The following is a 26,034-nucleotide window of genomic DNA, read 5'->3' as shown; positions in this document are numbered from 1 at the left end:
CCGCAGTCAGCCATGTAGGCCCGCGGGGCCCTCCCGCCGGGGGCGGCTCGCAGTCCTACATCCGTGCCACGCCGTGGTGCTTTCCGGGTGGCAACGCACCGGGAACACGACGGAACCTGTGGTCCCCTATCCGAGCACCGCGGAGACAATGTCCTTCGCCTCGGCCTGCACCCGGGCCAGGTGCTCGTCGCCCAGGAACGACTCGGCGTAGATCTTGTACTTGTCCTCGGTGCCCGAGGGGCGCGCGGCAAACCAGGCGTTCTGCGTGGTGACCTTCAGCCCGCCGATCTTCGCCCCGTTGCCCGGCGCCTCGGTCAGCCGTGCGGTGATCTCCTCTCCCGCCAGCATCTCGGCGGCCACGTCGGTGGCCGCGAGGTTCCCCAGCCGCGCCCGCTGCTCCCTGTCGGCCGGGGCGTCGATGCGCGCATAGCTCGGGGAGCCGTGCTCGGCTGCCAGCGCGGCATAGTGCTTCGAGGGGGAAGAGCCGGTGACGGCGGTGATCTCGCTGGCCAGCAGCGCCATCAGGATTCCGTCCTTGTCGGTGGTCCAGGTGCGTCCGTCGCGGCGCAGGAAGGATGCGCCCGCGGATTCCTCGCCGCCGAACGCCCCGGAACCGTCCAGCAGCCCCGGCACGAACCACTTGAAGCCCACCGGGACCTCGACCAGGGTGCGGGCCAGTGAGGCGGCAACCCGGTCGATCATCGAGGAGGAGACCAGCGTCTTGCCGATGCCCGCCTCCGCGGACCAGCCGGTGCGGTTGGTGTAGAGGTACTCGATGGCCACGGCCAGGTAGTGGTTGGGGTTCATCAGCCCGGCATCGGGAGTGACAATGCCGTGGCGGTCCGCATCGGCGTCGTTGCCCGTGGCAATGTCGAAGGAGCTGCGGGCGGCGATCAGCGAGGCCATCGCATCGGCCGAGGAGCAGTCCATGCGGATCTTGCCGTCGGTGTCCAGGGACATGAAGGCAAAGCGCGGGTCCACGCCCGGGTTGACGACGGTGAGGTCCAGCTTGTGGGTTTCGGCGATCGCGCCCCAGTAGTCGACGGCGGCCCCGCCCATCGGGTCGGCGCCGATGCGGATGCCGGCATCGCGGATCGCGTCCAGGTCCAGCGCGGAGGGCAGGTCGTTGACGTAGGAGGACATGAAGTCAAAGGAGCCGATCTTGCCGCCCAGCCGCGCGGCGCCCAGCGGGATCCGCTTGACCCCGGCCAGCTTGGCCTCCAGCAGCTCGTTGGCGCGGTTCGCGATCCACGAGGTGGCGTCGGTGTCGGCCGGCCCGCCGTGCGGCGGGTTGTACTTCAGTCCGCCGTCGGCGGGAGGGTTGTGCGAGGGGGTGATGATGATGCCGTCGGCGCGCGGAGCGGCCGGGTCGGCGTTGTGCGCCAGGATGGCGTGGCTCAGGGCCGGCGTGGGGGTCCAGCCGGTGCGTGCATCGGCCAGGATCGACACGTCGTTTCCGGCCAGGACCTCGAGCACGGTGTCCTGTGCAGGATCCGAGAGGGCATGGGTGTCCTTGCCGACGAAGACCGGTCCGGTGATCCCGGCGCCGCGCCGGTATTGGACAATGGCCTGGGTGATGGCGGCGATGTGGTCCTCGTTGAAGGAACCGTTCAGCGAGGTGCCGCGGTGCCCGGAGGTGCCGAAGGCCACGCGCTGGGCGGGGTCGGAGGGATCCGGGTGGATGTCGAAGTACGCGTCGCGCACCGCTGGGAGATCGATCAGGTCTTGGGGCAGTGCCGGGGTCCCGGCGCGAGGATGGGCCATGCCCCCCAGTTTCTCATTGATTGCGTTGCCGTGGCCGAAGACGCCGCGGTGCGGGTTCATGATTTCGTGTCGGGCCCCGCTGTGCGTCGGTCATCCCTGCTCGGCATCCTTCACCCGGGGGACCACGCCGACGGTGTCCCAGGCATCGGCCAGCGCAAGCTCCACCTTGGAACCGGCCCCGTGGTCGCGGCGGGCCTGGAGCAGGGTCTGTTCGGCAAAGGTGCCGAAGTCCGCATCCTCAGGCAGCGCGCGCATGGCGACCACGTTGAACCACAGGGAACCGGCGGTTTCCCAGGCCTTGCCGCCCAGGGCCGTGGCAAAGAGATAAAACGCGTGGTTGGGGATGCCCGAGTTCAGGTGCACCCCGCCGTGGTCCTCGGCGGTTTCCACGTAGCCGGACATGGTCGCCGGCTGCGGGTCCCTGCCCAGGATCGGATCGTCGTAGGCGGTTCCCGGGGCCGCCATGGAGCGCAAGCCCAGCCCCCGGACCTTGTCGGTGAACAGCCCCTCGCCGATCAGCCAGCTGGCGCCCGCCGCGTCCTGGCCGGCGGTGAACTGCTCCACGAGTGCGCCCAGGACATCGGCAATCGACTCGTTCAGCGCACCGGATTGGCCCCGGTAGGCCAGGTTGGTGGTGTGCTGCAGCAGGCCGTGCCCCAGCTCGTGGGCGATCACCGACAGGGAGGACGTCAAGGACTCGAAGATCTCCCCGTCCCCGTCGCCCATCACCATTTGGGTGCCGTCCCAGAACGCGTTGGCGTAGTGCAAGCCGTAGTGCACGGTGCCGCCCAGGCCCAGTCCTGCGCCGTCCAGCGAGTTGAGCTTGAGCATCTCGACCAGGAACGCGTGGACCGCGCCCAGCCCGTCGAAGGCGCGGTTCGCGTCCTCATCCGCCACGGGGTCCAGGCCCTCGGTGCGGGCGTCGGTGCCGGGGGTGGTTTCGGCGCCCTGTGCGTCGCAGATGGTGCGGATCAGCCGCCCGGATGGTTCTATCAGCCGATCGAGGTCGGTGGCTGTGGTGGCCCGGTCGTGCAGCAGGGCCTGGTCCAGCAACAGGGTCCGGCGTGCCCGGGTGGCGATGCGTGCACGGGTTTCGGCCCCGGGCCCTTCCGCTTCCCCGGGTTCCCGGGGCGGGGCGATGAACTCGCGCATGCCCTCGGATGCTTCCCAAGCACCGTCGCAGGCCGCCATCGACATCAGCAGGTAGGGGGGTACGGCATGGTGCCGGGGGTGGGGGTCCGTATCCGGAAGGTATGTTGCCTTGTGCATGGTGCCAACCCTCCCACCGGTTCCTGAGCGGCGAATGTGAGCATGCTGTGCCGGGCAATCGTGGCTAAACTGAGGGCCAGAGACGGTGCCGGGCCGGTGCATGAAGGTGCATGGGCAGGCGGGCACAAGTGAGGAACAGGAACCATGGGGAATCCCGAGGACGCAGCGCACGATCCAGTGAACCGGCCGTCGTTTGGGGATCCCAGCGACCCGCGCTGGTCGCACAATCCGCATGCGGCTCCGCCGCGCAATCCCTATCTGGACCAGCCACTGGATGGCCCGCCGATTGGGCTGAACCGCGGTCCGGGCAGTCCTGGCAATGTGGGCCAGGCGGGCCAGAACGGTAACGGGCAGCCCGGCTACACGCGGCAGGGACCTGCCCAAACGGGGTCACCGCAAGCCGGTTATCCGCAGCCCGGCTACCCGGTGCAGGCCCAGCGCCCGGCCGGCGTGTTGGCCATTGTTTCGCTGGTGACCGGAATCATCGGGTTGGTCAGCGTCGGGCTGTTCTTCTTCCCCCAACTGGCGGCGATTATCTGCGGCCACCTTGCCCTGCGCCGCGAACCGCACATGCGCGGTGTCGCCATTGCCGGCCTGGTCACAGGCTACCTGGGAGCCGCGATCTTCCTGCTGTGGATGGTCGTGCTCATCTTCCTGGGCAGCACGCTGGGGGCGTACGCCTACTAGATGAGTCAGTCCTAATTGACGCTTGGAACGAGACAGGGTCCGGGAACTTGTTCCCGGACCCTGTTAATCGCTGGCGGAGAGTGCTAAGTCTCGTATGTGAACCCAAAACTCAACACTCTCCTGACCACACTCTACGTCCTACTCACCGATCGTGTCCTGCCGGATTTGGGATACGACCGCTCGAGCAAACCCGGCCGCAAGGCCATCTTGAGCGATGCCGAGCTGCTGTGCCTGGTCGTGGCCCAGCACCTGCTGCACGGGCACTCCTCCGAATCGCGATGGGTCCGCTACGCCCGCACCCACCTGCGGGAACTGTTCCCCGGCATCCCGCAGCAATCCGGCTACAACAAGCGCGTGCGCGCCGCCGGAACCCTGATCAGTGCGGTGATCACCGCCCTGGCCAAAGACACCGAATCCTGGCACGAGATCCTCCGCCTGCTGGATTCGACCCCCGTCCCGTGCGGCACCAGCCGCGAAACAGTCAAGCGCTCGGACCTGGCCGGGCACGCCGGCTACGGATACTGCGCCTCGCATTCGCGCTACTTCTGGGGCTTTCGCCTGTACCTAGTCAGCACCCCCGAGGGCATGCCGGTGATCTGGGGACTGGCCAACCCCAAGCTCGGGGAACGCGAGGTCACCGAGGCCCTGCTGCGCCACGACCACCATCTGGTCCGCGACGGGCAGGTCATCCTTGCCGACAAGGGTTTCGCCGGAAGGGACTTTGAGCGGTTCATCGCCGAGGACCTCGGCGCCAACCTGGTGCGGCCGGACCGCAAGGACGAAAAGCCCAGGTTCGGGAAGTTCGGCGGCATCCGCCAGTGGATCGAGTCCGTCTTCGACAGCCTCAAGGGCCAGCTCGGGCTCGAACACCACGGCGCCAGAACCCTCGAAGGTCTCTACGCACGCGTCGCGTCAAAGCTCCTGGCCCTCGCGGCAGGAATCTGGCACAACTGGAAAACCAACGCACCCCGCAAACGCTCCCTCACCGCCTACGACCACTGAAATGATTAGGACTTAATCATCTAGGTCAGGATCCGCGGGCAAAAAGACAGCGGCGGCAACCGGCAAGAATGCCGGCTGCGGCCGCTCTCTGCGTTCGTGGCCCGCCCACCTCGTGGGAGCGGGATGCCGAGGGTCTAGCGGACCTCGCCCATCAGCCTCTTGAGGGCCGGGGTGGCCAGCAGCAGGCCAACGCCCAGCACGATGGCGGTTCCTCCGAGGGCAAGGAAATAAGTGATCTCGTTGCCCTCGGTGTAGAAACCGGCCAGGATGCCTGCCAGCGTGGTGCCCAGTGACACAGAGAGGAAGAACAGCGCGATCATCTGCGTGCCGAAGGCCGCCGGGGCCAGCTTGGTGGTGACGGACTGGCCGATGGGGCTCAGCAGCAACTCGGCCAGCGTGCAGAGCAGGAGGATGCCGACGAGCGCCGGCAGCGGCGTCTTCTCCAGCGAATTCATCGGGATGAAGACCAGGAATGCCAGGCCCACGAGAACCAGGGCCAGGGAGAACTTGACCACGGTTCCCGGCTGGCGGGTGCCCATCTTGGTCCACAGGGCGGCGAAGATGCCGGCCAGCACGATGATGAAGACAGGATTGATGGATTGGACCCAGGAGGCGGGCATCTCCCAGCCGAAGAGCGAGCGGTCCAGGCGTTCCTGCGAGTACACGGCGATGAACGTGAACTGCTGCTGGAACAGCGCCCAGAAGGCGGCCGAGGCGATGTATAGCGGGATGAAGGCGAGAACGTGCTTGCGCTCAACCGCGGAGACGCGCTTGGAACGCAGCATCAGGGTGAAGTAGATGACCGAAGCCAGGATGACGGCGTACGCAATGGTGCGTGCCAGGGACTCGGCGGTGACGATCTTCAACGCGAATGCCGCCACCACGACGACGACGAAGGCTAGGAAGCCGATCAGGTACTTCGTGCGCTCGTTGGCGGGCAGCGGGTTGCCGACCAGCTTGACCGAATCGGGCAGGTTCTTGCGGCCGCTGAGGTAGATGGCAACGCCAATGGCCATGCCGATGGCCGCTGCGGCGAAACCGAAGTGGAAGCCCCAGCGCTGCTGCAGGAATCCGGTGAGCAGCGGGCCAAGCAGGCCGCCGATGTTCACTCCCATGTAGAAGATCGAGAACCCTGCATCGCGACGGGTGTCTTCCTTGGAGTACAGGGAACCGACCAGTGCGGTGGCGTTGGCCTTCAACCCGCCCGAGCCCACGGCAACAAGGACCAGGCCGACGGCCAACCCGGTCGCGCCGGGAAGGGCTGCCAGCGCAATGTGTCCGCCCATGATCAGGAAGGCGGAGCAGAGCAGGACCTTTTCGGATCCCAGCAGGCGGTCCGCGAGCCAGGCGCCAAGAATGGTGCTCAGGTAGACGGCTCCGCCATACGCGCCGACCAGCGACAGCGCCAGGTCCTGGGGGATCCCGAGTCCGCCATCGGTGACGGAGAAGTACATGTAGTACGCGAGGATCGCTTGCATCCCGTAGAACGAGAAGCGTTCCCACATCTCGATGCTGAACAAATTCGAAAGCGTTTTGGGGTGGCCAAAGAAGCCGGTCGAGGACGGATCCTTCAGCGAGGTGGATATAGACATGTCATCAATTTTTCGCCCGTGATGCGCGTCATGCCCACTTTGTAGATCAATCTCACATTTCGGACAGTTGTTGCGCCAGGGCCAGGAGCTGGCTTTCCGACCCCGCCCGGCCAATCAGTTGCACGCCCATTGACAGGCCGTTGGCCGTCGTGAACGTCGGTACCGTGATCGCCGGAAGGCCCGAGACGTTCACCATGGATGTGTAGGGGGTGTACTGGCATTGGCGCATGTAGTCGGTGTCTGCGTCCTGCGAGGTGTAGAAGCCGATTGCCGGGGGAGTGGACGCCATGGCGGGAGTCAGCACCACGTCGTAGCGGCCCCACTGCGTGCGGAAATCCGAGGCAATCTCCGTCAGGCGGCGGGCCGCCGCCACGGAGGTCATCAGGTCGCGGTGCGTGGCGCGTTCGCGGAACGACCGTGCCAGGGTGCCCAGTTTCGCTTCACTGCCCGCCGGGATGGGAGCCGCCGCAAGGCCGCCGGTCCACACCGTGGAAAACGTCTCGGGGTAGGCCGCATCGTAGAAGATCTCGGCTTCCTCAAGATGGTGGCCCCGGGCGCCGAGCGCCCTGATCCCATGGTTGAGCGCCGCGTGGGCGTCGGGAGCGAGCTTGATTTCGTACGCCGAGGCAAAGGGGCTGTCGGTGCTGACCCCGATCCGCAGGCCGCGCAGGGCATCGACGGCACCGTCTCGCAGGGCATCCAGATAAGTTTCGCGCGTGGGGTCGACCATGGCATCCATGAGCAGTGCCGCATCCAGGGCGGTGCGGGCCAAGGGTCCGGAAACGGTGAGCCGAGGTGCACCGAAGGCGTCGAGGGTGCCGTCCAGGACGTCGCTGGGGATGGTGCCCATGCCGGGCTTCAGCCCAATCAGGGCGCAGGCCGAGGCCGGGATGCGGACCGAGCCCCCGCCGTCGCTGCCTGGACCAAAGGGCAGCATCCCGGCCGCCACGGCCGCCGCTTCTCCGCCGCTGGAACCACCGGCGGACAATGCCGGGTTCATCGGGTTCCGGGCAGGCGGCGCCACATCGTTTTCCGAATGGCAGCTCAACCCGAACTCGGGCACCTGGGTCTTGCCCAGCGAAATTGCGCCAGCCCGCGACAGCGTGGCCACCAGGGGCGAGTCCTTTGTGGCAACGGCGGGGCCGAATGCGGCGGTTCCGAAGCCGGTCGGCACGCCCGCCACGTCCAGCAGGTCCTTGTAGGCCAGCGGCATCCCGTTGAGCATCCCCACGGGCTCCCCGGCGGCATAAAGCGCATCGGAGTTAGCGGCCGCGGTCATTGCCTGCTCCGCGGTGACGGTGACGAACGATCCCAGGACGGGGTTGAGTTCCTCGATCCGCCCCAGATAGTGCCCGACCGCATCGCGTGCAGACAGATCCCCGCGGCGCAGCGCATCGCGAAGTTCCAACGCGGTCATTTCGGCAATCTCGGACATCAACGACTCCTTCTGTGGTGATGGAGCGCCAATGCCTTCCGGCAGCGGTCCCCACCACCGATCGTAGTACGGCTCGATGCCCGCCAACGCGGGTGCGGTGCGGCGCAACATCCGCTTCACCGAATCCATGGCCCATCACGCCCGGGCGCTAGGCTGTTGGGCAACACAACAACTGGTGAGCCAAAGGAGAGTCATGAGTGATTTTGAAACGGTATCGGTCGATCAGGTTCCCGCCGACGCGTTGATCCTTGACGTCCGCGAAGAGTACGAATGGGTCGAGGGACACGCCACGGGCGCCGTTCACATCCCGCTCGCCGACCTGCCGCTGCGCCTCGAGGAACTTGACCCGGACACCGACGCCTACATCATTTGCCGCACCGGCGGCCGTTCGGCACAGGCCGCGGCGTGGCTGGTCTCCCAGGGATACTGCGCCTTCAACATTGCCGGCGGTTCAGGTGCCTGGCTCGAAGCCGGGCTGCCTCTGGAGAGCGAAAACGGGCAGGAGCCCACCGTCCGATGATCTACACCTATTTGGGTCCTGCGGGAACCTTCACCGAGGCCGCCCTGCTGCAGGTTCCCGGTGCCCGGGACGCCGAACGCATCCCGTCGGCCAACGTCAACGCGGCACTTGACAAGGTCCGCAGCGGGGAAGCCGACGCGGCCATGGTGCCCATCGAGAACTCGGTGGAGGGCGGGGTGTCCGCCACGCTGGATGCCATAGCCACCGGGGAGGCCCTGCAGATCATGCGCGAGGCCCTGGTGACCATCAGCTTCGTGCTGGCGGTGCGCCAAAACATCGATTCCCTCGAGCAGATCCGCTCCGTTTCCACGCACGGCCATGCCTGGGCGCAATGCCGCGGCTGGGCCGAAGCGAATATTCCCGGAGCGGAATTCGTTCCCGCCTCCTCCACGGCAGCAGGTGCGCTCGCACTGCTGGACGATGAAACCGGACACGATGCGGCGATCTGCTCGCCCCTGGTGGCCCGGGAACGCGGACTGAAGATCCTGCGCGAAGGCATCGAAGACTACCAGGGAGCCGTCACCCGGTTCGTCCTTGTCGCCCGCCCGGGGCCGATCCCGGCGCCGACCGGAGTGGATAAGAGCACCGTCATCTTGCCGCTGGCCGAGGACCGGCCCGGCGCCCTCATGGACATCCTGGAACAGTTCGTGGTGCGCGGGGTAAACCTCAGCCGCATCGAGTCCCGACCCACGGGTGAGGGCATGGGAAAGTATTTCTTCTCCGTGGACGTCGACGGGCATCTGGCGCAGGAACGCGTTGCCGACGCACTGGCCGGCCTGCACCGGGTCTGCCCGGACCTGCGGTTCCTGGGTTCATACCCGGCGGCCGAAGGGCTCTCCTCTTCGGTGGATGCGCACAACTCCGACAACGCGTTTTCCAAGGCGCACGCGTGGGTTCACGGCCTCAAAACGCGTCTGGCCACCTAGTTTCGAGGATTTCCGGCGCGGGCGCTGCCCGCCCCGGAAACCTTGGAAGGATCGCTAGCCCAAGCGCATCTTCAGCGACGCGGGTTTCACCTTGACTTCGAGCCCGGTCACCAGCCCCGTCGCGTCACCGTCGATCTGGGTGTTCATGGGCTCGTGGCAACGGACGTTAAGCGTTGCGGTCGGATAGAAGCCCATCACCGGGATTGCACCGCGGGCACGGAATGCCGTCTTGAGGAAAATCCAGCCCCACCCGGCGGCGCTGCGCGGGCTGAGAACGACCACGTCCAAGACGCCGTCGTCGATCTTTGCCTCCGGAACCAGGTCCAGGCCCTGCAGCTTCCCGCAATTGGCAAAGAGCACGGAACGAACGCTGCGGGTTTGCTCGGACCCACCGTCCAGGGCGATGGAGATCTTCTTGCGCTTGCCCGGGAGGTGCCGGAAACCGGCCTCCGAATAGGCCAGCCAGCCAACCTTGGCCTTGAGTTCCTCGTTCGTGTCGTCCATGACATCGGCATCCGTGCCAACGCCCGCGATCACCAGGAATGCATGCTCGCTGGCGCTTCCGTCGAGGTGGTTCAAGGTGATCGATCCGGTGTCAATGGTGCGCACGGGTCCCCGAACGGCCCCGAACGCCGCGGTGTCAATGTCCTCGAGCGGCACGTCCACGTTGCGGGCCAGCAGGTTCCCCGTCCCCAGCGGAATCAACCCGAGGGTGGCATCGGTGTCACGCAGGACCTCGGCCACGGCGCGGACGGTGCCGTCGCCTCCTGCCGCAATGACAACGTCACAGCCGGCTTCCAGGGCCTCTCGGGCGGCGCCCTGTCCCGGATCGTCAACCGTGGTCTCATAGACCAGGGGATCCACGAGGCCGGCCTCGGCACACACATGATGCACGGCGGCTATCGCTTCGTCCATTCCCAGCTTGCTTGGATTCACCACCAGCGCAACCTTGAGTGCGGACGTGGCGATGCCCGCGACGGGGGCCAGGGATGCCGGCCGATTCCGGTCCACGAGCCGGCGCACGGAGAGCCAACTAATTGTTGCCGCCGTGCCCGCGGCACCCGCGCTGATCAGGGCAAAGAGTCGATTACGTTGCATAGTCTCCCCAGACTAACGGGGATTGCTAGGCTTAGGACGTGATCGACGTAAAAGTACTCAGTGAAAATCCAGATACCTTCCGCGCATCGCAGCGCGCCCGCGGGGCGGATGAGTCCCTGATTGATGCGATTTTGGCCGCAGATACAGCGCGCCGCGAGTCGATTGCATCCTTTGAGGCGCTGCGTGCCCAACAGAACGCCTTCAGCAAGAGGGTCGGCGCGGCCAAGGGCGAGGAAAAGCAGGCGCTACTGGCCGAGGTCAAGGACCTGGCCAGGAACGTCAAGGAGGCACAGGCCGCCTCGGACGCTGCCGCAGAGACCTACACGAAGCTGCAGCGCTCCATCCCCAACCTGATCCTGGACGGTGTGCCCTCCGGCGGCGAGGACGACTTCACCGTCGTCAAGCACGTGGGAACACCCCGCGACTTCGCCGCCGAGGGCTTTGAGCCACGCGACCACCTCGAGCTCGGCGAGCTGCTCGGTGCCATCGACATGGAACGCGGCGCGAAGGTCTCCGGTTCCCGTTTCTACTTCCTCAAGGGCATTGGTGCCCGCCTGGAAATCGCACTGATGAACATGGCCCTGGACCAGGCCGTGCAGAACGGCTTCATCCCCATGATCACCCCGACGTTGGTGCGCCCTGAAACCATGCAGGGCACCGGCTTCGACGTCGAGCACGACGACGAGATCTACAAGCTCGAGCGCGACGACCTGTACCTGGTGGGCACCTCCGAGGTCGCCCTGGCCGGGTACCACGCCAACGAGATCCTCGACCTTTCGGACGGTCCGACGCGCTATGCAGGTTGGTCCTCCTGCTACCGCCGCGAGGCGGGCTCGGCGGGCAAGGACACCCGCGGCATCATCCGCGTCCACCAGTTCAACAAGCTGGAAATGTTTGTCTACTGCTCCCCGGAGCAGTCCGAGGCCGAGCACGCCAAGCTGCTGGCCTGGGAAGAGGAAATGCTCGCCAAGGTCGAGCTGCCTTATCGCGTCATCGATACCGCGGCCGGGGACCTGGGCATGAGCGCTGCACGGAAGTTCGACTGCGAGGCATGGGTCCCGACCCAGGACGCCTACCGCGAGCTGACCTCCACCTCCAACTGCACCACCTTCCAGGCCCGCCGCCTGAACATCCGCGAACGCGAAATTGGCGCCGACGGCAAGCCGGGCAAGACCCGTGCTGTGTCGACGCTCAACGGCACCCTGGCGACCACCCGATGGATCGTGGCCATCCTTGAGCACCACCAGAACGCCGACGGCTCGGTCAACGTGCCGGTGGCGCTTCGCCCGTACCTGGGCGGAATGGAAGTTCTTCCTCTCCTGTAAGCCAAGGAACGAAGGCGCGAACCATCCCGTTGGGAGGAGGCACATGCCTCCTCCCAACGGCCGTTAACCACCGGAAACGCTGGCAGGGAACCCGGCGGTTCGGAAGACATTCATGCATCGTTCACGACACATTGTGGGCTGGCTCATCCCCAGGAAGTGATTTTGATGCTTCACTGGATAAATGACAGTTATGACAAGAACCGGCATCGAAGACCGGTCAGAAGCAACCGAAACCTACATGATCTGCCTTGATGTCGACGGCACCCTCGTCAACCACGTCGGGGAGATGAGCCCGGCGGTCAAGGATTCGGCCCGCGCCATCGTCGCGGCCGGACACGAGGTCGTCATTTCCACGGGGCGCTCCCTCGGCGCAACACTTCCGGTCATTCAAATGCTCGGCATCGAGAACGGTTATGCCGTCTGCTGCAACGGCGGCGTCACTGTGCGCATCGACACCACCCTGGAAGACGGCTACGAAATCATCGAACGCAAGACCTTCGACCCGGCTCCCGCATTGCGTGCACTGCTCAAGGCGCTGCCCACAGCGAAGTACGCACTAGAAGACGACAAGGGGCAGTTCCTTTCCACAGAGCGCTTCGAGGATGCCAGCTTTGGCGTCGTCGCAACCCCGGTGACGCTGGACAAGATGCTTGAAGCCACGGCCGTTCGCCTGGTGGTCTTCTCCACCGACGCCACCGCCGAGGAATTCGGCGATGCAGTCGGCACGCTCGGACTTTCAGGAGTCACCTATTCGGTGGGCTGGACGGCGTGGCTGGACATCGCCGCCGAGGGCGTCACCAAGGCCAGTGGCCTCGAAGCGCTGCGCATGGCGCGCGGGTTCGACATCGAGCGGACCATTGCCGTGGGCGATGGCCGCAACGACATCGAGATGCTGTCGTGGGCAGGTCGGGGCGTGGCCATGGGCCAGGCCCCAGATGAAGTCAAGGCCGTGGCAGACGAAATCGCAGCCGGCGTGGACGATGACGGACTGGCGAAGGTCCTGCAGGATTTCCTCATGCCCAAGGCAGCCTGAGGTCTCGGCTGAGACCCAGGACGTCCGCCATGGCACCTTGCCGTGGCGGACGTTCAACTTAAGCCGCCTTAGGTTCCGGAGCAATCACATGGATTCCCCTGGCCGTTCCCTGGTGCAGGTGATGGGCCGCTGGCACGTGCATCCGATTCACTGGCTATGCTTAAACCCATGAAACGCGCCGGAATCCTTGCCCTGTCCCTTTTCGGTGCCGGGGTTTTGGTGACAGGATGCACTTCTCCCGATGCCATCTGCAACACCGGAAAACCCGACATTGAACAGGCCATGGACCATCTGGTGGACTCGACCCTTGCAGGGGACCAAATCGAGGCGTGCAGGGTGACCACCACGGGCGGGACCGATACCGTGGGCGAACAATTCGACAGGCTGGGTGCAGAGTTCGAGCGGCTCGGCGTTGCCGCCGGCTATAGCGTGGAACCCGTGTCGGATTCGACCATGGGTCACTGGTCCCAACTGACCTTGAGTACCCCGAGCCACCCCGAGGGCGAGCGTTTTGACGTGTTCGAGCGCGGCGGAAACTACACGATCGGATGGCTCGAATTCGAGCAGGAACCGCTGCCCTCGCCGACCCCGAGTAAGTAATCCCGCGGGCTACGGCTTCCGATCAGACGCCGAATAGCCCGATGATCAAGCCCATCACCATGAACGTCACCAGCTCGTGGAGGCAGTTCAGCGCGGTGAGTCCCACGGGTCGGCCCTCGAAGGCATCATGGGTGATGAAACGCGTCGCTGTGAAGCCGCCCCACAGGATCAATGCAGTCAACAGGGCGTTGGTGAGGTAGGAACCGCCGTAGAAGTCGAAGGACAGATACGTGGCACCGGCCAGGACCCAGGCGCTGATGAAGCTGACGATGAGAGTCACCACGATCGGGATAACGGCGCCCTTGGCCTCACCCGGGGTTACCTTGGCCGCCTTCATCCAGTAATTCCCGAACACCTTCGGGGTGTACCAGATGCTGCCAACCACCATGGTCGAAAGTGTGGCAAGAACTACGGCAATCCAATTGATTTCGGGAACCATCGTTTGCTCCTCATGTCATCGTGCGGGGCGGAATCCCTCCCCTCGTATGGGACATCAATATCGCCGATACTACGTCCAAAACCGCAGGGTGACTAGGGAACTGGAAAAACCTGACATCGTCTAGAGGTCGGCGGCCGCGTGGGGCGAATCAAGCCAGCGCAACAGCCTGGCGGCCGCCGGGCGCGCCGCCCATTCCTCGACCCATGCGGATCGGACCACGGCCTTGGAGACTGCTTGGGCGGTGATGCCCAGCTCCGTCGCGACATGTTTTTGCTGGCCGCGAGCCCCTGGGGTCAGCAAATCGAGCACCGCCCACTCGGCACTGCTGCGGGTGCTGACAATCTGTCCGAGCAGGCGCAGCACCGCCTCGGCTTCGGCGGCGACGGAAGCCTCGGGGCCAACGACACTCAGCGGTACCCGTTCCCCGGTGTGTCCGGAACGCTCGACGGCAGTGTGGGCGTAGCCCAGCGCTGTGCCCTGGAGGTATTGCGCCTCGCGGGGCACCGGTTCGTACAGGCTGCCGACGCCAAGGCCGACCAGCCATTGGTTGCTGCGCAGCGCGCGAAGAGCCGCCTCGACGGCGTCTTCGGCGCGTTCGGGGACGCCGACGAGCAGGGACGGCCCGGAGCGCTGGAACGGGGCCAATGTGGCAATTCCGGCCAGGGTGCGGAGCATTTCATCGGTGAGATCGCCGTCGGAACGCCGGTCACGTTGTCTGAGGGTTACGAGGTACACAGTCCCAATTATGCAGCGAAACGCCGACTCCGTCTGGATAAACGCCGGTGAGAGTGCCCTGGCCAGGTGACCGCCGGGTGGCCTGGGAGCCTAGGGTGTGGCCGCGGGGGCTTGGGCGGTGGTCCTTGCGGGCAGCAGCTCGATGATGCAAAAGCGCAGGAAAAATTGGGTAACCGGGCCGATGGCGAGCGCGTACAGGATGGTGCCGAAACCGACGATCCCGCCCAGGAACCAGCCGATGACCAGCACAGTAACCTCGACGCCGGTGCGCGCCAACCGCAGGCTGACTCCGGTGCGCGCATGCAGCCCGGTCATCAATCCGTCACGCGGGCCAGGGCCAAGCTGGCTGCCGATGTACATCCCTCCGCCGAGTCCGTTCACCAGCAGTGACCCGGCAAAGAGGGCCAGCTGTGCGGGCAGGCCGTGGACTTCGGGAAGGAGCGCCAGCCCAATGTCTGCCGAAACGCCGATCCAGACGACGTTGGCAATGGTGCCCAGGCCAGGCATCTGCCGCAAGGGGATCCACAGCAACAGCACCAGGAATCCGAAGACGATCACCACGGTCCCCAGGCTGAGTCCGGTGTGCAGGGTGACGCCGTAGTGGAGCACGTCCCATGGGGCCAAGCCGAGCCCCGACCGGACGAACCCGGCCATGGCCGCGCCAAAGAGTGTCAAGCCCACGAACAGCTGAACCAGGCGCAACGGGAGCCGTCCGGCGCGTAATTGTTCGATGGGGGTTAGCTGGGCTAGTTCACGTGGTGCGGCCTTGGTCATGCCATCAGCATCTCCCACAATCCGTGCCCGAAAAAATCCTTCGTCATGGTGTGGGCCCTGGCCCCGGGAACCGGGGGGTGCCGGATGTCCGTCCCTAGAAGAGAGCGGCCTGGTTCTGCGGCCAATAGGTGTTGCGACGCGGTAGCCGTTCGGGGTCGAGGTGCTGGGGCAATAAGACGTGCGGGATGCCGTTGTGGATGACTAGTTCGAGCAGTCCGTTGTCGGCCATGTGGTGGTGGCTTGTGCAGCCGGGGGTGAATTTGTGGACGCTCGTGTGCCCGCCTTGGGCAAAACCGTCGATGTGGCACATTTCCAGGTGTTCGGGCGGGACGGTGCAGCCGGGGTAGAAGCATCCGCCGTCGCGGGCCAGCACGGCCCGTCTGATGTGGTCCGGGGCGAAGCGCATTTCCTGGCCGACGTCGAGGATTTCCCCTTGGCCGCCCAGGACCAGCGGAATCGTTCCGTCGGTGGCCAGCCGTCTTCGGATTTCGCTGATCGGGATTTCGAGTCCGTGGGCGCTCCAGCCGTTGCCCGTGGCTAGCCCGAGGAGGGTGTCGAGGCGGCAGTGGATGATCAGTTGGGCGGTGGGCAGCCCGGTGGCTCCCTTGCCCGGAGGTTTGGTTGGTGCGCGCATGAGGTTCAGCACGGTTTGCAGGTGGCGTTGGGGAGGGGTTAGCCCGTCCTGGCCGGGAAAGAGGCTATTGGGGGAGTCTGCGAGGTTCGGATCGAAACCCGGCGGCGATCCGGAGCCGGTTGCCGGGCCGTCGAGGGTTTCGACGGCGACTCCCTCGGGACGGGTGAACCAGTCAGGGCCATCAGTGGCTCCGGAGGTGCCTTCCGCGGTGCCCTTGTCAGCGGAATCAGGGGTAGCAGATGCACCGCCTGCAGCGGCGGCGGGGTTCATTCCGGTGGCTGCGGCCGCCAGGGCGTCACGGTTGCCGGCCAGCGTGCGGGGATTGTCGGAGGCCGCGAAATGGGAAAGGAAGACTTCGGCGTCGGTGTTGAGCAGGCACAGGGACATAAACGTGAAGTGGCGGGTGCGTTTGGTGATGAAGATGCCGGTTTTCGCCTGGATTTCCTGCGGGGTGGGCAGCTGGTCGGCGGAGGTGGCGTTCTCGAGTTCATCGGACAGGGCAGTGAAGAGACGCCGGGTGTCCTGGGGGATGCCGGCGGCCACGGAGCCGGCGACCCTTTCCTCGATCCTCTCGGCGAGCCGGTGCGGCGCGGGTTGGGCGGCGATGGCCGGTGCAAGGGCATCGAGATTGCGTGCTGCGGCGGCCGTGGCGCCCAGGCACGCGGTTCCGGCGTGGAGCTGTTCGGCGAGCTTCGGGTAGCGCGGTGCGCACTGGTTGCCGTGGACATCGGCGTGCGGGAGCAGGGCGTTTGCGGCGTGGAGCCGGTTCCGGGCGGCGAAGCGGGGCAGGTGCAGTGAATGCTGCAGGAAATCGCAGGTGTCCTTGAACGGCATGATCCCGGTTGGGACGGTGGCCGGGTCCGGGGGCAGGGCCCGCTCCCCGCGGATGAACGCTGCGGGATCCGCCGCGGTGGCACGCGCCCATTCAAGGTTTTCAGCGGGCAGGTCTTGTACGAGGGTGCGTTGGGCGGTATGTGCAGCCCGGATCTGCGCGATTTCGGCCTGGCGGTGGGTGCGCTCGACGTCGTGGGCAAAAAGGGCGGCCTCGGTGGGGGAGGAGATCTCCGTGGCCAGTTCGGCGGCAAGTTCCGCGAGTCGCAGGGACAGCGCGGAAAACAGGCGCAGCTTCCGGGCCGGCGACACTCGGTGTCCCGGATCGCCACCATCGCCGGTGAGGGCCTCAATGAGCCGCCGCGTGTCCATGTTCTCCAGTGTGCGACGCCGGGGCCGTGGCGGGGCAAGGGTGCGCGGGGATGTGGACAACCGCACAGGCACCGCAGGAAACAACGCGGGGCCGGGTCCGGAGATCGCGCCGGTGGCGCAGCCTTCGGACCCGGCCCCGCGGGTGTGGTGTGGTGGAGCGGTTAGGCCTGGGCCTTGTAACGCTCGATCGAGCGTTCCAGCTCGGCTTCGGCCTCGGCACGACCCATCCAGCCCTCGGCCTTGACCCACTTGCCCGGCTCCAGGTCCTTGTAGCGCAGGAAGAAGTGCTCGATTTCCTTGACGAGCCACCCGTCGAGGTCCTCGAATTCCTGGATGTGGTCAAAGCGCTTGTCCGCCGGAACACACACGAGCTTGGCGTCTCCGCCGCCGTCGTCGGTCATGTTGAACACGGCGATCGGGCGGGACTCCACCACGACGCCCGGGAAAAGGTCGACGCCCGGGATGAAGACCAGTGCGTCCAACGGATCGCCGTCTTCGCCCAGCGTGTCATCGAAGAAGCCGTAGTGCGTCGGGTACTGCATGGACGTGAACAACACGCGGTCCAGGCGCAGGCGGTGGGTCTCGTGGTCGATCTCGTACTTCACGCGCGATCCGGCGGGGATCTCGATGGTGACGTCGTGGCTCATAAAAAGTCTCCTCGACTCTCGTGACCAGCGGCATGTGCGGACGCGGGCGCGTCCGATTGCCGTCTAGTCTTAGGTAGCTGCGCTTAAGGGTATATGGCGCACGCAGACTACGACGATTTCGGGGATGTTGAATGAAGCATGCGAGCCAAATCCAGCGTCTGGGCATCACCTCGATCGTTGCCGGCGTGCTGCTGGGGCTGCTGGCGTTCTTCCTCATCCCGGTCATGGCCTCGGGTGCCGCGTCGAAGCCGTCGGCCGCACAGCCGGTGGCCCCGGACCTCGCCGCCGTCGGCGCCATGGCTCTGCCGCCGCTTGATCCCGCGGCCCCTGCACCCGTTGCCGGAGCGCTTGCCGCGACACTGGATCCGATCCTGTCGTCTTCCCCGGCCGACGTCTCGGTCAGCGCCGGCGTCCTCGACGTGGCAAGCGGCGAGGAACTGTATTCGCTTTCCGGCAACCAGCCGGGCATCCCGGCCTCGAGCCTGAAGGTGTTCACGGCCATCGCCGCCACCCACGTCTTCGGCGAGGGCCATCGTTTCACCACTAAGGCCGTGCTCAAGGACCCGGACACCGTCGTGCTGGTGGGCGGGGGAGACGTGCTGCTGGGATCCGGCACTGGCTCGGCATCCACCAGCGGCAGGGCAGGTCTCGAAACCCTCGCAAAGCGGGCCGCGACCTCGCTGCGCCAGGCCCACGCGGCCGGGGAAACCGGGGATGCCTTGTCCGTCGAGCTCGACGACTCGCTCTTTGCCGGCCCCGCGCTGAACCCCGACTGGGACGCATCGCTGGTCAGCACCAACAACATCGCGCCGCTTTCCCCCGTCGCCATGTACGCGGCGCGCGCCAATGCCAATCCGAAGGCGGAACGGGTGGGCGACCCGGGCATGCATGCGGCTAGGACCTTTGCCAAGGCATTGCGCGCGGCAATGGGCGCGGCGGACGGAGGCCCTCAGGTCGCCACCGAGGTCACGCGCGCCGACCCCGGAGTCCAGGGCACCGAGCTGGCCGCCGTCAGCTCCGCCACCCTGGGTGAACAAACCAGGTTCATGCTGGAGGTCTCGGACAACTACGTGGCCGAGGCGCTCGGCCGCCTCGTCGCTCTGGAGCTGGGGCAGACCGGCGACTACGCGCACGGCGCCGCCGCGGTGACACAGGTGATCGCGGACCTGGGCATCGACACCACGGGAATTGAGCTGAGGGACACCTCCGGGCTGGCCAACACCAACCGCGTCGCACCCCTGGCCCTGGCCCGGGCACTGGCGTATGCGGCCACCTCCGAACATGCGTCGCTGCGCAACCTCAGCTACGGCCTGCCGGTTGCAGGCGCCACCGGGACCCTGTCCACCCGGCTGGGTGCCGCGCAGACGCGCGGGCTGGTGCGCGCCAAGACCGGGTCGCTCATGGAGGTCTCCAGCCTCAGCGGGCTCACCGTGACCCGGGACGGCCGCTTGCTGGCCTTCTCGTTCTTCGTGAACACCAGCGACCGGTCCATCGGGCCAAACCGGGCAACGCTCGATGCCGCGGCCGCGGCGCTCACCGGCTGCGGATGCCGCTAGTCCCGCCGGCCGGGCCGCCGGGCGGGCACAAGTTTTTTGGCCCAGCGCGCAATCACGCCGTGCGGGACAAAAGCGTGATGGGATGGAAGGCATGGACACCACCGAATTCCGGCTGATCAATTGGGACCTCGCCGCCGGCACAGCGGCCAAGCTGGTCGGTGCGGGCCCGAGCCTCACCGGCACCGAGATTGCGGCAGTGGTCGCCGACCTGCGAGCCAAGGCCGACGAATCGGTCGAACACGTGCACCGCATCACCGGGCTGGAGGCGGCTGCGGACCTGCGCGACTCGCAGGTGCTCATCGTCGATCGGCCCGGCTGGGCCAAGGCGAACACCCAAAGTTTCGAGGCGATGCTGGGACCCGCCATGGAACACCTGGCCGCCACCCGCGGCGAAAAGATCAGCGAAGCCGCACAGGTGCTTTCCTCCACGGCCACCGGCGTGGAAATGGGCGCCATCCTGGCCTTCATGTCCTCCAAGGTGCTGGGCCAGTACGACCCCTTCGCGGGCCTGCTGCGCGCGGACCTGCCCTCCGGCGGCCGGCTGATGCTCGTGGCGCCGAACATCGTGGCCATCGAGCGGGAACTGAAGGTCGACACCGACGACTTCCGGCTCTGGGTCACCCTGCACGAGCAGACCCACCGGGTGCAGTTCGCCGCAGCACCCTGGCTGCGCGAGCACCTGCAGTCAAAGATCGCGGAGCTGTTGGCCTCGCTGCTGGCAGAACCCGAGGCCCTGGGTGAGCGGCTGCGTGCCGCCGCGTCCGAGGTCATCCGCGGCAAGAAGGACCTGGAAGCAGTGGACGCCGGCCTACCTTCAAGCGGGGACACCGGGCTGCTGGCGGGCCTGCGCACCGGCGAGCAGAAGGCGATCCTCTCGCACATCACCGCGGTGATGTCGCTGCTGGAGGGACACGCCAACGTGGTGATGGACGCAGTGGACTCCTCGATCGTGCCCTCGGTGCGCACCATCCGCCAGCGTTTCGGCGCCCGCGGCAAGGACCGCGGCATGGTGGAGAAGTGGCTGCGCAAGCTGCTGGGCCTGGATGCGAAGATGCGCCAATATGCCGACGGGCAGCGCTTCGTCTCCCGTGCCGTGAAGCTCATGGGCATGGAGGGCTTCAACCGGGTCTGGGAGGGTCCGGAGAACCTGCCCACCGAGCACGAACTGCACCACCCCGCCGCGTGGGTGGCGCGCATGGGCGGATCACCTGCCGGGGACCAGACCCCGGCAGGCAACTAGCGGCAAGCCCCACGGGAAGGACGACGATGGGCGGAAAGCTGCCGCGCGTGCTGGCCGATGCCCGCAACGCGATCCGGGCCATGGTGCCGCCAGGCGGCAAGGTGCTGGTGGCCTGCAGCGGCGGGGCCGATTCGCTGGCGCTTGCTGCCGCGGCGGCCTTCCTGCACCGGGCGCGGGAGATCGACGCGGGGGCGGTCGTCGTCGACCACCGGATGCAGCCCGGCAGCGCCGAGGTGGCACAACGGGCAGCAGCCCAATGCCGGGCCCTGGGCCTGGGCGAGGTGCTGGTCCTCCCGGTGGAGGTGGACGGCGGCAGTGAACAGGCGGCGCGCACCGCGCGCTATGCCGCCTTTGCCCGGGCGCTGGAGGACAGCGGCGCCGGCCACGTGCTGCTCGGCCACACCCTCGACGACCAGGCCGAACAGGTGCTGCTCGGCCTGGCGCGCGGCTCCGGGACGCTCTCCCTGGCAGGGATGCCGGCGGCCCGCGGCCAGTACCTGCGCCCGCTGCTGGGCCTGGCACGGGTGGATGTCGAGGCGATCTGCCGGCACGAAGGGCTCGAATACTGGAGCGACCCGACCAACACCGACCCGCGCTACCTGCGCAACCGGGTGCGCCACGAGCTGATGCCGGTGCTGCGCTCGGTGCTGGGGGACCAGGTGCCCGCCGCGCTGGCACGCACCGCGGCCCTGGCGCGCGCCGACGCCGAATACCTCGACGGGCTGGCCGCCAGCGCGCTGCACGACGCCATCCTCGCCCCGGACCCAGCGCTCGCCGACGGGGCCTCGGCGGCCGCCTCCGCGGTGTCCTCCATCGACCTGGCCCGGCTGCGGGCCATGCCCGAGCCCCTGCGCTCCCGCGCCTTGCGCCTGTCCGTGGTGCGGCTGGGCGCACCGGCACCGGACTTCGAACGGCTGCGGGCATTGAACGCGCTGGTCCTCGGGTCGAAATCCGCCGGCCCCATCCAACTGGAGGGCCCGGTGGAGGCCACCCGGATCGCCGGAACCAGGCTTCCCGCCGGCGCCGCGCCCTTCCTGCGGCTGGACGCCAGCGGCCTGCGGCCCGGCGACGGGTGAGAATTGCCTCACAATCCCGGGCCGCCAGCCCCAAGGCCGCGGCAACACCGGGGTGCCGCGCTCCCCACCGCAAGCCAGACTGTGGCACTCTAGTTCGTGGGTGGAAAACCCCCTTCGACCGGTATATCGCCGACCCCAGAACCAGGAGCCCTCGTGGATTCGAAAGATGTCAGCGCCGATTTGGCGCATGTCCTCTACACCAAGGAAGAAATCCAGGCCAAGATCAATGAGCTTGCCGCCCGGATCGACGCCGACTACGAAGGCCGGGACATCCTGGTTGTCGGCGTCCTCAAGGGCGCCGTGATGGTCATGGCCGACCTGGTCCGCGCGCTGCACAGCCACGTGACCATGGACTGGATGGCGGTCTCGTCCTACGGTTCGGGTACCCAGTCCTCGGGCGTCGTGCGGATCCTCAAGGACCTCGACACCGACCTGCTGGGCAAGGACGTGCTGATCGTCGAGGACATCATCGACTCCGGCCTGACGCTGTCCTGGCTGCTGGCCAACCTGCACTCCCGCGGCCCGGCCTCGGTCGAGATCTGCACCCTGCTGCGCAAGCCGGAGGCCGCAAAGGTGGAGATCGACGTGAAGTACGTCGGCATGGAGATCCCCAACGAATTCGTTGTCGGCTACGGCCTGGACTTCGACGAGAAGTACCGCAACCTGGACTTCATCGGCACCCTGGCACCGCACGTCTACCAGTAGCAGGCGGCACCAGCCCGCTCCAGCATCCCTTGTGCGGTGTGCCATGGCCGTTTCCGGTTCCCGGGGGCGGCCATCGGTGTTCTTACGCCCAAAGGGGAACTTATCGCCTTGCCCATCCGTGGGTATCACATAGGGCGTTTACTTAATGAGCGTGTAGCAAGATTACCGGCGTCGCCCAGGCGCCCGGGCCGCCAGTGCCCGAAAGCAGGAGGGATGGGGCGGGACCCCCAATCAATGAACGCGAAAAAGATCTTCAACAGCTGGATCGTATGGGTGCTGCTTGGCGCCGCGGTGCTGCTGATTTTCCTGCCGACGCTTCTGGGCGGCAACTCCGGGCGCATCGACACCTCCGTTGGCATGCAATTGCTCAAGGACGACAAGGTCACCGAGGCGAAGATCTTCGACGGCGAGCAGCGCGTGGACCTGACGCTGAAGGAACCGCTGAACCTCGACGGCGAGGACAAGGGCAAGAACGTCTCGTTCTTCTACTCACAACCGCGCGGCACCCAGGTGGTGACGGCGGTCAACGAGGCCAACCTCTCCGGCTACACCGACCAGCCGGTGCAGAGCAACTGGTTCACCTCCATGCTCGGCTTCATGATCCCGATGATCCTGATCGTGGGCCTGTTCTGGTTCATCCTTTCCCGCTCCCAGGGCGGCGGATCCAAGGTCATGCAGTTCGGCAAGTCCAAGGCGAAGCTGATCACCAAGGACATGCCGCAGGTGACCTTCGTCGACGTTGCAGGTGCCGAAGAGGCCGTGGAGGAACTCCACGAAATCAAGGAGTTCCTGCGCGAACCGGGCAAGTTCCAGGCCGTCGGGGCCAAGATCCCCAAGGGCGTGCTGCTGTACGGCCCTCCGGGCACCGGCAAGACGTTGCTGGCCAAGGCCGTCGCCGGCGAGGCAGGCGTCCCCTTCTACTCGATTTCCGGCTCGGACTTCGTGGAAATGTTCGTCGGCGTCGGCGCCTCGCGCGTCCGCGACCTCTTCGAGCAGGCCAAGACCAACTCCCCCGCCATCATCTTCGTCGATGAGATCGACGCCGTGGGTCGCCACCGCGGCGCCGGCATCGGAGGGGGCAACGACGAGCGCGAGCAGACGCTCAACCAGCTGCTGGTTGAGATGGACGGCTTCGACGCGACCACCAACGTCATCCTGATCGCCGCGACCAACCGCGCCGACGTCCTTGACCCGGCGCTGCTTCGCCCGGGCCGCTTCGACCGCCAAATCCCCGTCGAGGCCCCCGACATGATCGGCCGCGAGCAGATCCTCAAGGTCCACGCCCAGGGCAAGCCGATGGCCACCAACGTCGACCTCAAGGCCGTTGCCAAGAAGACCCCCGGCTACACCGGCGCCGACCTGGCCAACGTGCTCAACGAGGCGGCGCTGCTCACCGCGCGCTCCAACGCCCAGCTGATCGACGACCGCGCCCTGGACGAGGCCATCGACCGCGTCATGGCCGGCCCGCAGAAGCGCAGCCGCCTCATGAAGGAACACGAGCGCAAGATCACCGCGTACCACGAGGGCGGACACGCGCTGGTGGCAGCCGCCATGCGCCAGACCGCACCGGTCACCAAGGTGACCATCCTGCCGCGTGGACGCGCACTGGGCTACACCATGGTGGTGCCCGACGACGACAAGTACTCGGTGACCCGCAACGAGCTGCTGGACCAGATGGCCTACGCCATGGGCGGGCGCGTGGCCGAGGAAATCGTCTTCCACGACCCCTCCACCGGCGCCTCCAACGACATCGAGAAGGCCACCGCCACCGCACGCAAGATGGTCACCGACTACGGCATGAGTGAGCGCGTGGGAGCCGTGAAGCTGGGCTCTTCCTCCGGGGATGCCATGTACGGCCAAGCGGCCAGCCGCGACTACTCCGACGCCATGGCCAACGTGGTCGACGAAGAGGTCCGCGCGCTGATCGACACCGCGCACGACGAGGCCTACGCCGCGCTGACCGAGAACCGCCACGTGCTTGACCGCCTGGCCCTGGCACTGCTCGAGCATGAGACGCTGAACCAGAAGGAGATCGAGGAAATCTTCCACGACCTCACCAAGCGTCCCGAGCGCGACGTCTGGCTGAGCAAGGACAGCCGCCCCGTCCACGCGGCCGGTCCTGTCCTCTCCGCGAAGGAAATCGCCGCCGATGCGGCAGCTGCAACGTCAGGCGACGTCACCGGCGAGTAACCCATCGCACACACACGCTAGGATCTGAGGGTGAACGAGATCGATCAGCTTGAAGACGACAACGTCCAGCGCGCCGGCGGCGTGGACCTGGTCCGCATTGAAAACGCCGTGCGCGAGATCCTGCATGCCATTGGCGAGGACCCCCAGCGCGACGGCCTGTTGGAGACGCCCAAGCGCGTGGCCAAGGCCTATGCGGAGTTCTTTGCCGGGCTCCACGAGGACCCGGCGGACCTCCTGGCCACGACCTTCGACATCGAACACGATGAGTTGGTCCTGGTCAAGGACATCCCGTTCTACTCGACCTGCGAACACCACCTGGTGCCGTTCCACGGCAGCGCCCACGTCGGCTACATCCCCGGCCCGGAGGGCAAGGTCACTGGCCTGAGCAAGCTGGCCCGGCTGGTGGAGGTCTACGCCCGCCGCCCGCAGGTCCAGGAACGACTGACCACGCAGATCGTTGACGCACTTGTCGCCCACCTGAACCCGCGCGGCGCCATGGTCGTCGTCGAATGCGAACACATGTGCATGTCCATGCGGGGCGTCCGCAAACCGGGCGCCAAGACCGTCACCAGCGCCGTGCGTGGCCAGCTACGCGAACCGGCCACCCGCGCAGAGGCCATGAGCCTCATCCTCGGAAAGTAGGTAACACCCCCATGTCACTTGGAGCAATCCCCGGAACCGGTCCGGCCACCAGCCCGCTGCCGGTCATCAAGAAGATCACGGCCCGCACCCTGGCCGACCTGCCCGCCGACCGCACCCTGGTCATGGGCATCCTGAACATCACCGAGGATTCCTTCTCGGACGGCGGGAAGTACAAGAGCGCCGACGACGCCATTTCCCACGGCCTGCGCATGTACTACGGCGGGGCGGACATCATCGACGTCGGAGGCGAATCCACCCGCCCCGGCGCCGAGCCCGTGGACCCCGACGAGGAACAGCAGCGCATCCTGCCGGTCATCACGGCACTGGCCAAGGCCGGGGCGATCATCTCGGTCGACACCATGCACACCTCCACTGCCCGCGCCGCCCTGGCTGCCGGCGCGCACATCATCAACGACGTCTCCGGGCTGACCCACGAGCCGGACATGCCGGCTCTCATGGCCGAGACCGGAGCCCCCTACGTGCTGATGCACCGCCGCGGGGACGCCGCCACCATGGTCACCGAGGCGAACTACACCGACGTGGTCTCCGAGGTCATCGAGGAGATGCTCGCGCTGCGCGAGCGCTTTGTTGCCGCCGGCGTCAAGCCCGAGGCATTGATCCTGGATCCGGGGCTGGGCTTCGCCAAGGACCACGAGCACAACTGGGAACTGCTCAACGCCCTTGACCGCTTCACCGCGCTGGGTCACCGCGTCCTGGTGGGCACCAGCCGCAAGCGCTTCCTGGGCGCCCTGCTGACCGTCGACGGCAAGCCCGCCGCACCGACCGAACGCGACGCAGCGACCGCCGCCACCAGCGCGCTTGCTGCCGCCAACGGCGCCTGGGGCGTGCGTGTGCACGACGTTCCCTCGTCCCTCGACGCCATCAAGGTCGCCCACGCCTGGTCCGCGGCCCGCGTCCCGGCACTCTAGGAAGCCCGGCCGG

General features: G+C 66.7%; 24 protein-coding genes. 14 read left to right on the top strand and 10 right to left on the bottom strand.

Features of this window, described 5'->3' with window-relative positions; translation table 11 throughout:
* Window positions 1–126: 126 nt before the first annotated feature.
* Window positions 127–1,764, bottom strand: coding sequence for a phosphoglucomutase (alpha-D-glucose-1,6-bisphosphate-dependent) (pgm, locus tag Q2T94_RS06360; RefSeq protein ID WP_302263375.1), 1,638 nt, complete (start codon window positions 1,762–1,764; stop codon window positions 127–129).
* 90 nt (window positions 1,765–1,854) lie between these two features.
* Window positions 1,855–3,033: a M4 family metallopeptidase gene (locus tag Q2T94_RS06355; protein ID WP_302263290.1), complete on the bottom strand. Its 1,179-nt coding sequence runs from the start codon at window positions 3,031–3,033 to the stop codon at window positions 1,855–1,857.
* 144 nt (window positions 3,034–3,177) lie between these two features.
* On the opposite strand from Q2T94_RS06355, the gene Q2T94_RS06350 reads away from it, so the two are divergent.
* Together Q2T94_RS06350 and Q2T94_RS06345 are read left to right on the top strand one after the other, a co-directional pair.
* Entirely contained in the window at window positions 3,178–3,720 is a 543-nt protein-coding gene (locus Q2T94_RS06350) for a DUF4190 domain-containing protein (RefSeq protein WP_302263289.1), read from the top strand.
* 96 nt (window positions 3,721–3,816) lie between these two features.
* Window positions 3,817–4,722, top strand: a complete 906-nt coding sequence (locus tag Q2T94_RS06345; protein ID WP_302262855.1) for an IS982 family transposase — start codon at window positions 3,817–3,819, stop codon at window positions 4,720–4,722.
* A gap of 134 nt (window positions 4,723–4,856) precedes the next feature.
* On the opposite strand, the gene Q2T94_RS06340 is transcribed toward Q2T94_RS06345, so the two are convergent.
* Window positions 4,857–6,314, bottom strand: coding sequence for a peptide MFS transporter (locus Q2T94_RS06340; protein ID WP_302263288.1), 1,458 nt, complete (start codon window positions 6,312–6,314; stop codon window positions 4,857–4,859).
* A gap of 52 nt (window positions 6,315–6,366) precedes the next feature.
* Entirely contained in the window at window positions 6,367–7,749 is a 1,383-nt protein-coding gene (locus Q2T94_RS06335) for an amidase (RefSeq protein WP_302263287.1), read from the bottom strand.
* Between the two features lie 193 nt (window positions 7,750–7,942).
* Here Q2T94_RS06335 and Q2T94_RS06330 point away from each other — a divergent pair, with 193 nt between their 5' ends.
* Window positions 7,943–8,269 (top strand): rhodanese-like domain-containing protein, encoded by a 327-nt coding sequence (locus Q2T94_RS06330; protein WP_302263286.1) that lies wholly within the window; start codon window positions 7,943–7,945, stop codon window positions 8,267–8,269.
* A complete protein-coding gene (pheA, locus tag Q2T94_RS06325; RefSeq protein ID WP_264270997.1) occupies window positions 8,266–9,195 on the top strand; it encodes a prephenate dehydratase in 930 nt (309 codons plus the stop codon). Before Q2T94_RS06330 ends, pheA begins: the two co-directional genes overlap by 4 nt.
* Before the next feature lie 54 nt (window positions 9,196–9,249).
* Here pheA and Q2T94_RS06320 read toward each other — a convergent pair whose 3' ends face one another.
* On the bottom strand, window positions 9,250–10,293 hold the full coding sequence (locus Q2T94_RS06320; RefSeq protein WP_264270996.1) for a diacylglycerol/lipid kinase family protein: 1,044 nt from the start codon (window positions 10,291–10,293) through the stop codon (window positions 9,250–9,252).
* A 38-nt stretch (window positions 10,294–10,331) separates the two neighbouring features.
* On the opposite strand from Q2T94_RS06320, the gene serS reads away from it, so the two are divergent.
* From serS to Q2T94_RS06305, 3 genes are all read left to right on the top strand, one after another.
* Complete coding sequence (gene serS, locus Q2T94_RS06315; protein ID WP_264270995.1) at window positions 10,332–11,618, top strand: serine--tRNA ligase; 1,287 nt, start codon at window positions 10,332–10,334, stop codon at window positions 11,616–11,618.
* 181 nt (window positions 11,619–11,799) lie between these two features.
* Window positions 11,800–12,651, top strand: coding sequence for an HAD family hydrolase (locus Q2T94_RS06310; RefSeq protein WP_264270994.1), 852 nt, complete (start codon window positions 11,800–11,802; stop codon window positions 12,649–12,651).
* A 168-nt stretch (window positions 12,652–12,819) separates the two neighbouring features.
* Window positions 12,820–13,251 carry a hypothetical protein gene (locus Q2T94_RS06305; protein WP_302263285.1) on the top strand — a complete coding sequence of 144 codons (432 nt, stop codon included), beginning with the start codon at window positions 12,820–12,822 and terminating at the stop codon, window positions 13,249–13,251.
* Between the two features lie 22 nt (window positions 13,252–13,273).
* On the opposite strand, the gene Q2T94_RS06300 is transcribed toward Q2T94_RS06305, so the two are convergent.
* From Q2T94_RS06300 to Q2T94_RS06280, 5 genes are all read right to left on the bottom strand, one after another.
* Window positions 13,274–13,690 (bottom strand): DUF1761 domain-containing protein, encoded by a 417-nt coding sequence (locus Q2T94_RS06300; protein ID WP_264270992.1) that lies wholly within the window; start codon window positions 13,688–13,690, stop codon window positions 13,274–13,276.
* A gap of 120 nt (window positions 13,691–13,810) precedes the next feature.
* Window positions 13,811–14,425: a hypothetical protein gene (locus tag Q2T94_RS06295; protein WP_264270991.1), complete on the bottom strand. Its 615-nt coding sequence runs from the start codon at window positions 14,423–14,425 to the stop codon at window positions 13,811–13,813.
* Window positions 14,426–14,515: 90 nt separating this feature from the next.
* Window positions 14,516–15,199 (bottom strand): membrane protein YczE, encoded by a 684-nt coding sequence (gene yczE, locus Q2T94_RS06290; protein WP_302263284.1) that lies wholly within the window; start codon window positions 15,197–15,199, stop codon window positions 14,516–14,518.
* A gap of 94 nt (window positions 15,200–15,293) precedes the next feature.
* A complete protein-coding gene (locus Q2T94_RS06285) occupies window positions 15,294–17,036 on the bottom strand; it encodes an HNH endonuclease signature motif containing protein (protein WP_302263283.1) in 1,743 nt (580 codons plus the stop codon).
* A 161-nt stretch (window positions 17,037–17,197) separates the two neighbouring features.
* The gene (locus Q2T94_RS06280) at window positions 17,198–17,683 is read right to left on the bottom strand and encodes an inorganic diphosphatase (protein ID WP_264270988.1); all 486 of its coding nucleotides are present in this window, start codon (window positions 17,681–17,683) and stop codon (window positions 17,198–17,200) included.
* Between the two features lie 131 nt (window positions 17,684–17,814).
* Between Q2T94_RS06280 and dacB the strand changes: the two genes are divergently transcribed.
* The 7 genes from dacB to folP all read left to right on the top strand — a co-directional run bounded on the left by dacB (window position 17,815) and on the right by folP (window position 26,021).
* Complete coding sequence (gene dacB / locus Q2T94_RS06275) at window positions 17,815–19,239, top strand: D-alanyl-D-alanine carboxypeptidase/D-alanyl-D-alanine endopeptidase (protein WP_302263282.1); 1,425 nt, start codon at window positions 17,815–17,817, stop codon at window positions 19,237–19,239.
* Between the two features lie 91 nt (window positions 19,240–19,330).
* On the top strand, window positions 19,331–20,479 hold the full coding sequence (locus tag Q2T94_RS06270; RefSeq protein ID WP_302263281.1) for a zinc-dependent metalloprotease: 1,149 nt from the start codon (window positions 19,331–19,333) through the stop codon (window positions 20,477–20,479).
* A gap of 26 nt (window positions 20,480–20,505) precedes the next feature.
* Window positions 20,506–21,555, top strand: coding sequence for a tRNA lysidine(34) synthetase TilS (tilS, locus tag Q2T94_RS06265; protein WP_302263280.1), 1,050 nt, complete (start codon window positions 20,506–20,508; stop codon window positions 21,553–21,555).
* A 153-nt stretch (window positions 21,556–21,708) separates the two neighbouring features.
* Window positions 21,709–22,260, top strand: coding sequence for a hypoxanthine phosphoribosyltransferase (gene hpt, locus Q2T94_RS06260; RefSeq protein ID WP_264270984.1), 552 nt, complete (start codon window positions 21,709–21,711; stop codon window positions 22,258–22,260).
* Window positions 22,261–22,494: 234 nt separating this feature from the next.
* On the top strand, window positions 22,495–24,450 hold the full coding sequence (gene ftsH / locus Q2T94_RS06255; RefSeq protein WP_264270983.1) for an ATP-dependent zinc metalloprotease FtsH: 1,956 nt from the start codon (window positions 22,495–22,497) through the stop codon (window positions 24,448–24,450).
* Window positions 24,451–24,480: 30 nt separating this feature from the next.
* Complete coding sequence (gene folE / locus Q2T94_RS06250) at window positions 24,481–25,092, top strand: GTP cyclohydrolase I FolE (protein WP_372342948.1); 612 nt, start codon at window positions 24,481–24,483, stop codon at window positions 25,090–25,092.
* A gap of 11 nt (window positions 25,093–25,103) precedes the next feature.
* Entirely contained in the window at window positions 25,104–26,021 is a 918-nt protein-coding gene (gene folP / locus Q2T94_RS06245) for a dihydropteroate synthase (RefSeq protein ID WP_264270982.1), read from the top strand.
* Window positions 26,022–26,034: the final 13 nt, after the last annotated feature.

It is taken from the genome of Paeniglutamicibacter sulfureus (genome assembly GCF_030512175.1).
In the GTDB taxonomy this organism is placed as follows: Bacteria; Actinomycetota; Actinomycetes; order Actinomycetales; family Micrococcaceae; genus Paeniglutamicibacter; species Paeniglutamicibacter sulfureus.
This window is presented reverse-complemented; position numbering and strand designations above follow the sequence as displayed.

Excerpts from the sequence above, each read along its gene's own strand:
- Q2T94_RS06320 (WP_264270996.1), bottom strand. The coding sequence starts at position 10,293 with ATGCAACGTAATCGACTCTTTGCCCTGATCAGCGCGGGTGCCGCGGGC.
- ftsH (WP_264270983.1), top strand. The coding sequence starts at position 22,495 with ATGAACGCGAAAAAGATCTTCAACAGCTGGATCGTATGGGTGCTGCTT.
- pgm (WP_302263375.1), bottom strand. The coding sequence starts at position 1,764 with ATGGCCCATCCTCGCGCCGGGACCCCGGCACTGCCCCAAGACCTGATC.
- Q2T94_RS06300 (WP_264270992.1), bottom strand. The coding sequence starts at position 13,690 with ATGGTTCCCGAAATCAATTGGATTGCCGTAGTTCTTGCCACACTTTCG.
- pheA (WP_264270997.1), top strand. The coding sequence starts at position 8,266 with ATGATCTACACCTATTTGGGTCCTGCGGGAACCTTCACCGAGGCCGCC.
- dacB (WP_302263282.1), top strand. The coding sequence starts at position 17,815 with ATGAAGCATGCGAGCCAAATCCAGCGTCTGGGCATCACCTCGATCGTT.
- Q2T94_RS06330 (WP_302263286.1), top strand. The coding sequence starts at position 7,943 with ATGAGTGATTTTGAAACGGTATCGGTCGATCAGGTTCCCGCCGACGCG.
- Q2T94_RS06305 (WP_302263285.1), top strand. The coding sequence starts at position 12,820 with ATGAAACGCGCCGGAATCCTTGCCCTGTCCCTTTTCGGTGCCGGGGTT.
- Q2T94_RS06355 (WP_302263290.1), bottom strand. The coding sequence starts at position 3,033 with ATGCACAAGGCAACATACCTTCCGGATACGGACCCCCACCCCCGGCAC.
- yczE (WP_302263284.1), bottom strand. The coding sequence starts at position 15,199 with ATGACCAAGGCCGCACCACGTGAACTAGCCCAGCTAACCCCCATCGAA.
- tilS (WP_302263280.1), top strand. The coding sequence starts at position 20,506 with ATGGGCGGAAAGCTGCCGCGCGTGCTGGCCGATGCCCGCAACGCGATC.
- Q2T94_RS06335 (WP_302263287.1), bottom strand. The coding sequence starts at position 7,749 with ATGTCCGAGATTGCCGAAATGACCGCGTTGGAACTTCGCGATGCGCTG.
- Q2T94_RS06270 (WP_302263281.1), top strand. The coding sequence starts at position 19,331 with ATGGACACCACCGAATTCCGGCTGATCAATTGGGACCTCGCCGCCGGC.
- Q2T94_RS06285 (WP_302263283.1), bottom strand. The coding sequence starts at position 17,036 with ATGGACACGCGGCGGCTCATTGAGGCCCTCACCGGCGATGGTGGCGAT.
- Q2T94_RS06310 (WP_264270994.1), top strand. The coding sequence starts at position 11,800 with ATGACAGTTATGACAAGAACCGGCATCGAAGACCGGTCAGAAGCAACC.
- folP (WP_264270982.1), top strand. The coding sequence starts at position 25,104 with ATGTCACTTGGAGCAATCCCCGGAACCGGTCCGGCCACCAGCCCGCTG.
- Q2T94_RS06340 (WP_302263288.1), bottom strand. The coding sequence starts at position 6,314 with ATGTCTATATCCACCTCGCTGAAGGATCCGTCCTCGACCGGCTTCTTT.
- Q2T94_RS06350 (WP_302263289.1), top strand. The coding sequence starts at position 3,178 with ATGGGGAATCCCGAGGACGCAGCGCACGATCCAGTGAACCGGCCGTCG.
- Q2T94_RS06280 (WP_264270988.1), bottom strand. The coding sequence starts at position 17,683 with ATGAGCCACGACGTCACCATCGAGATCCCCGCCGGATCGCGCGTGAAG.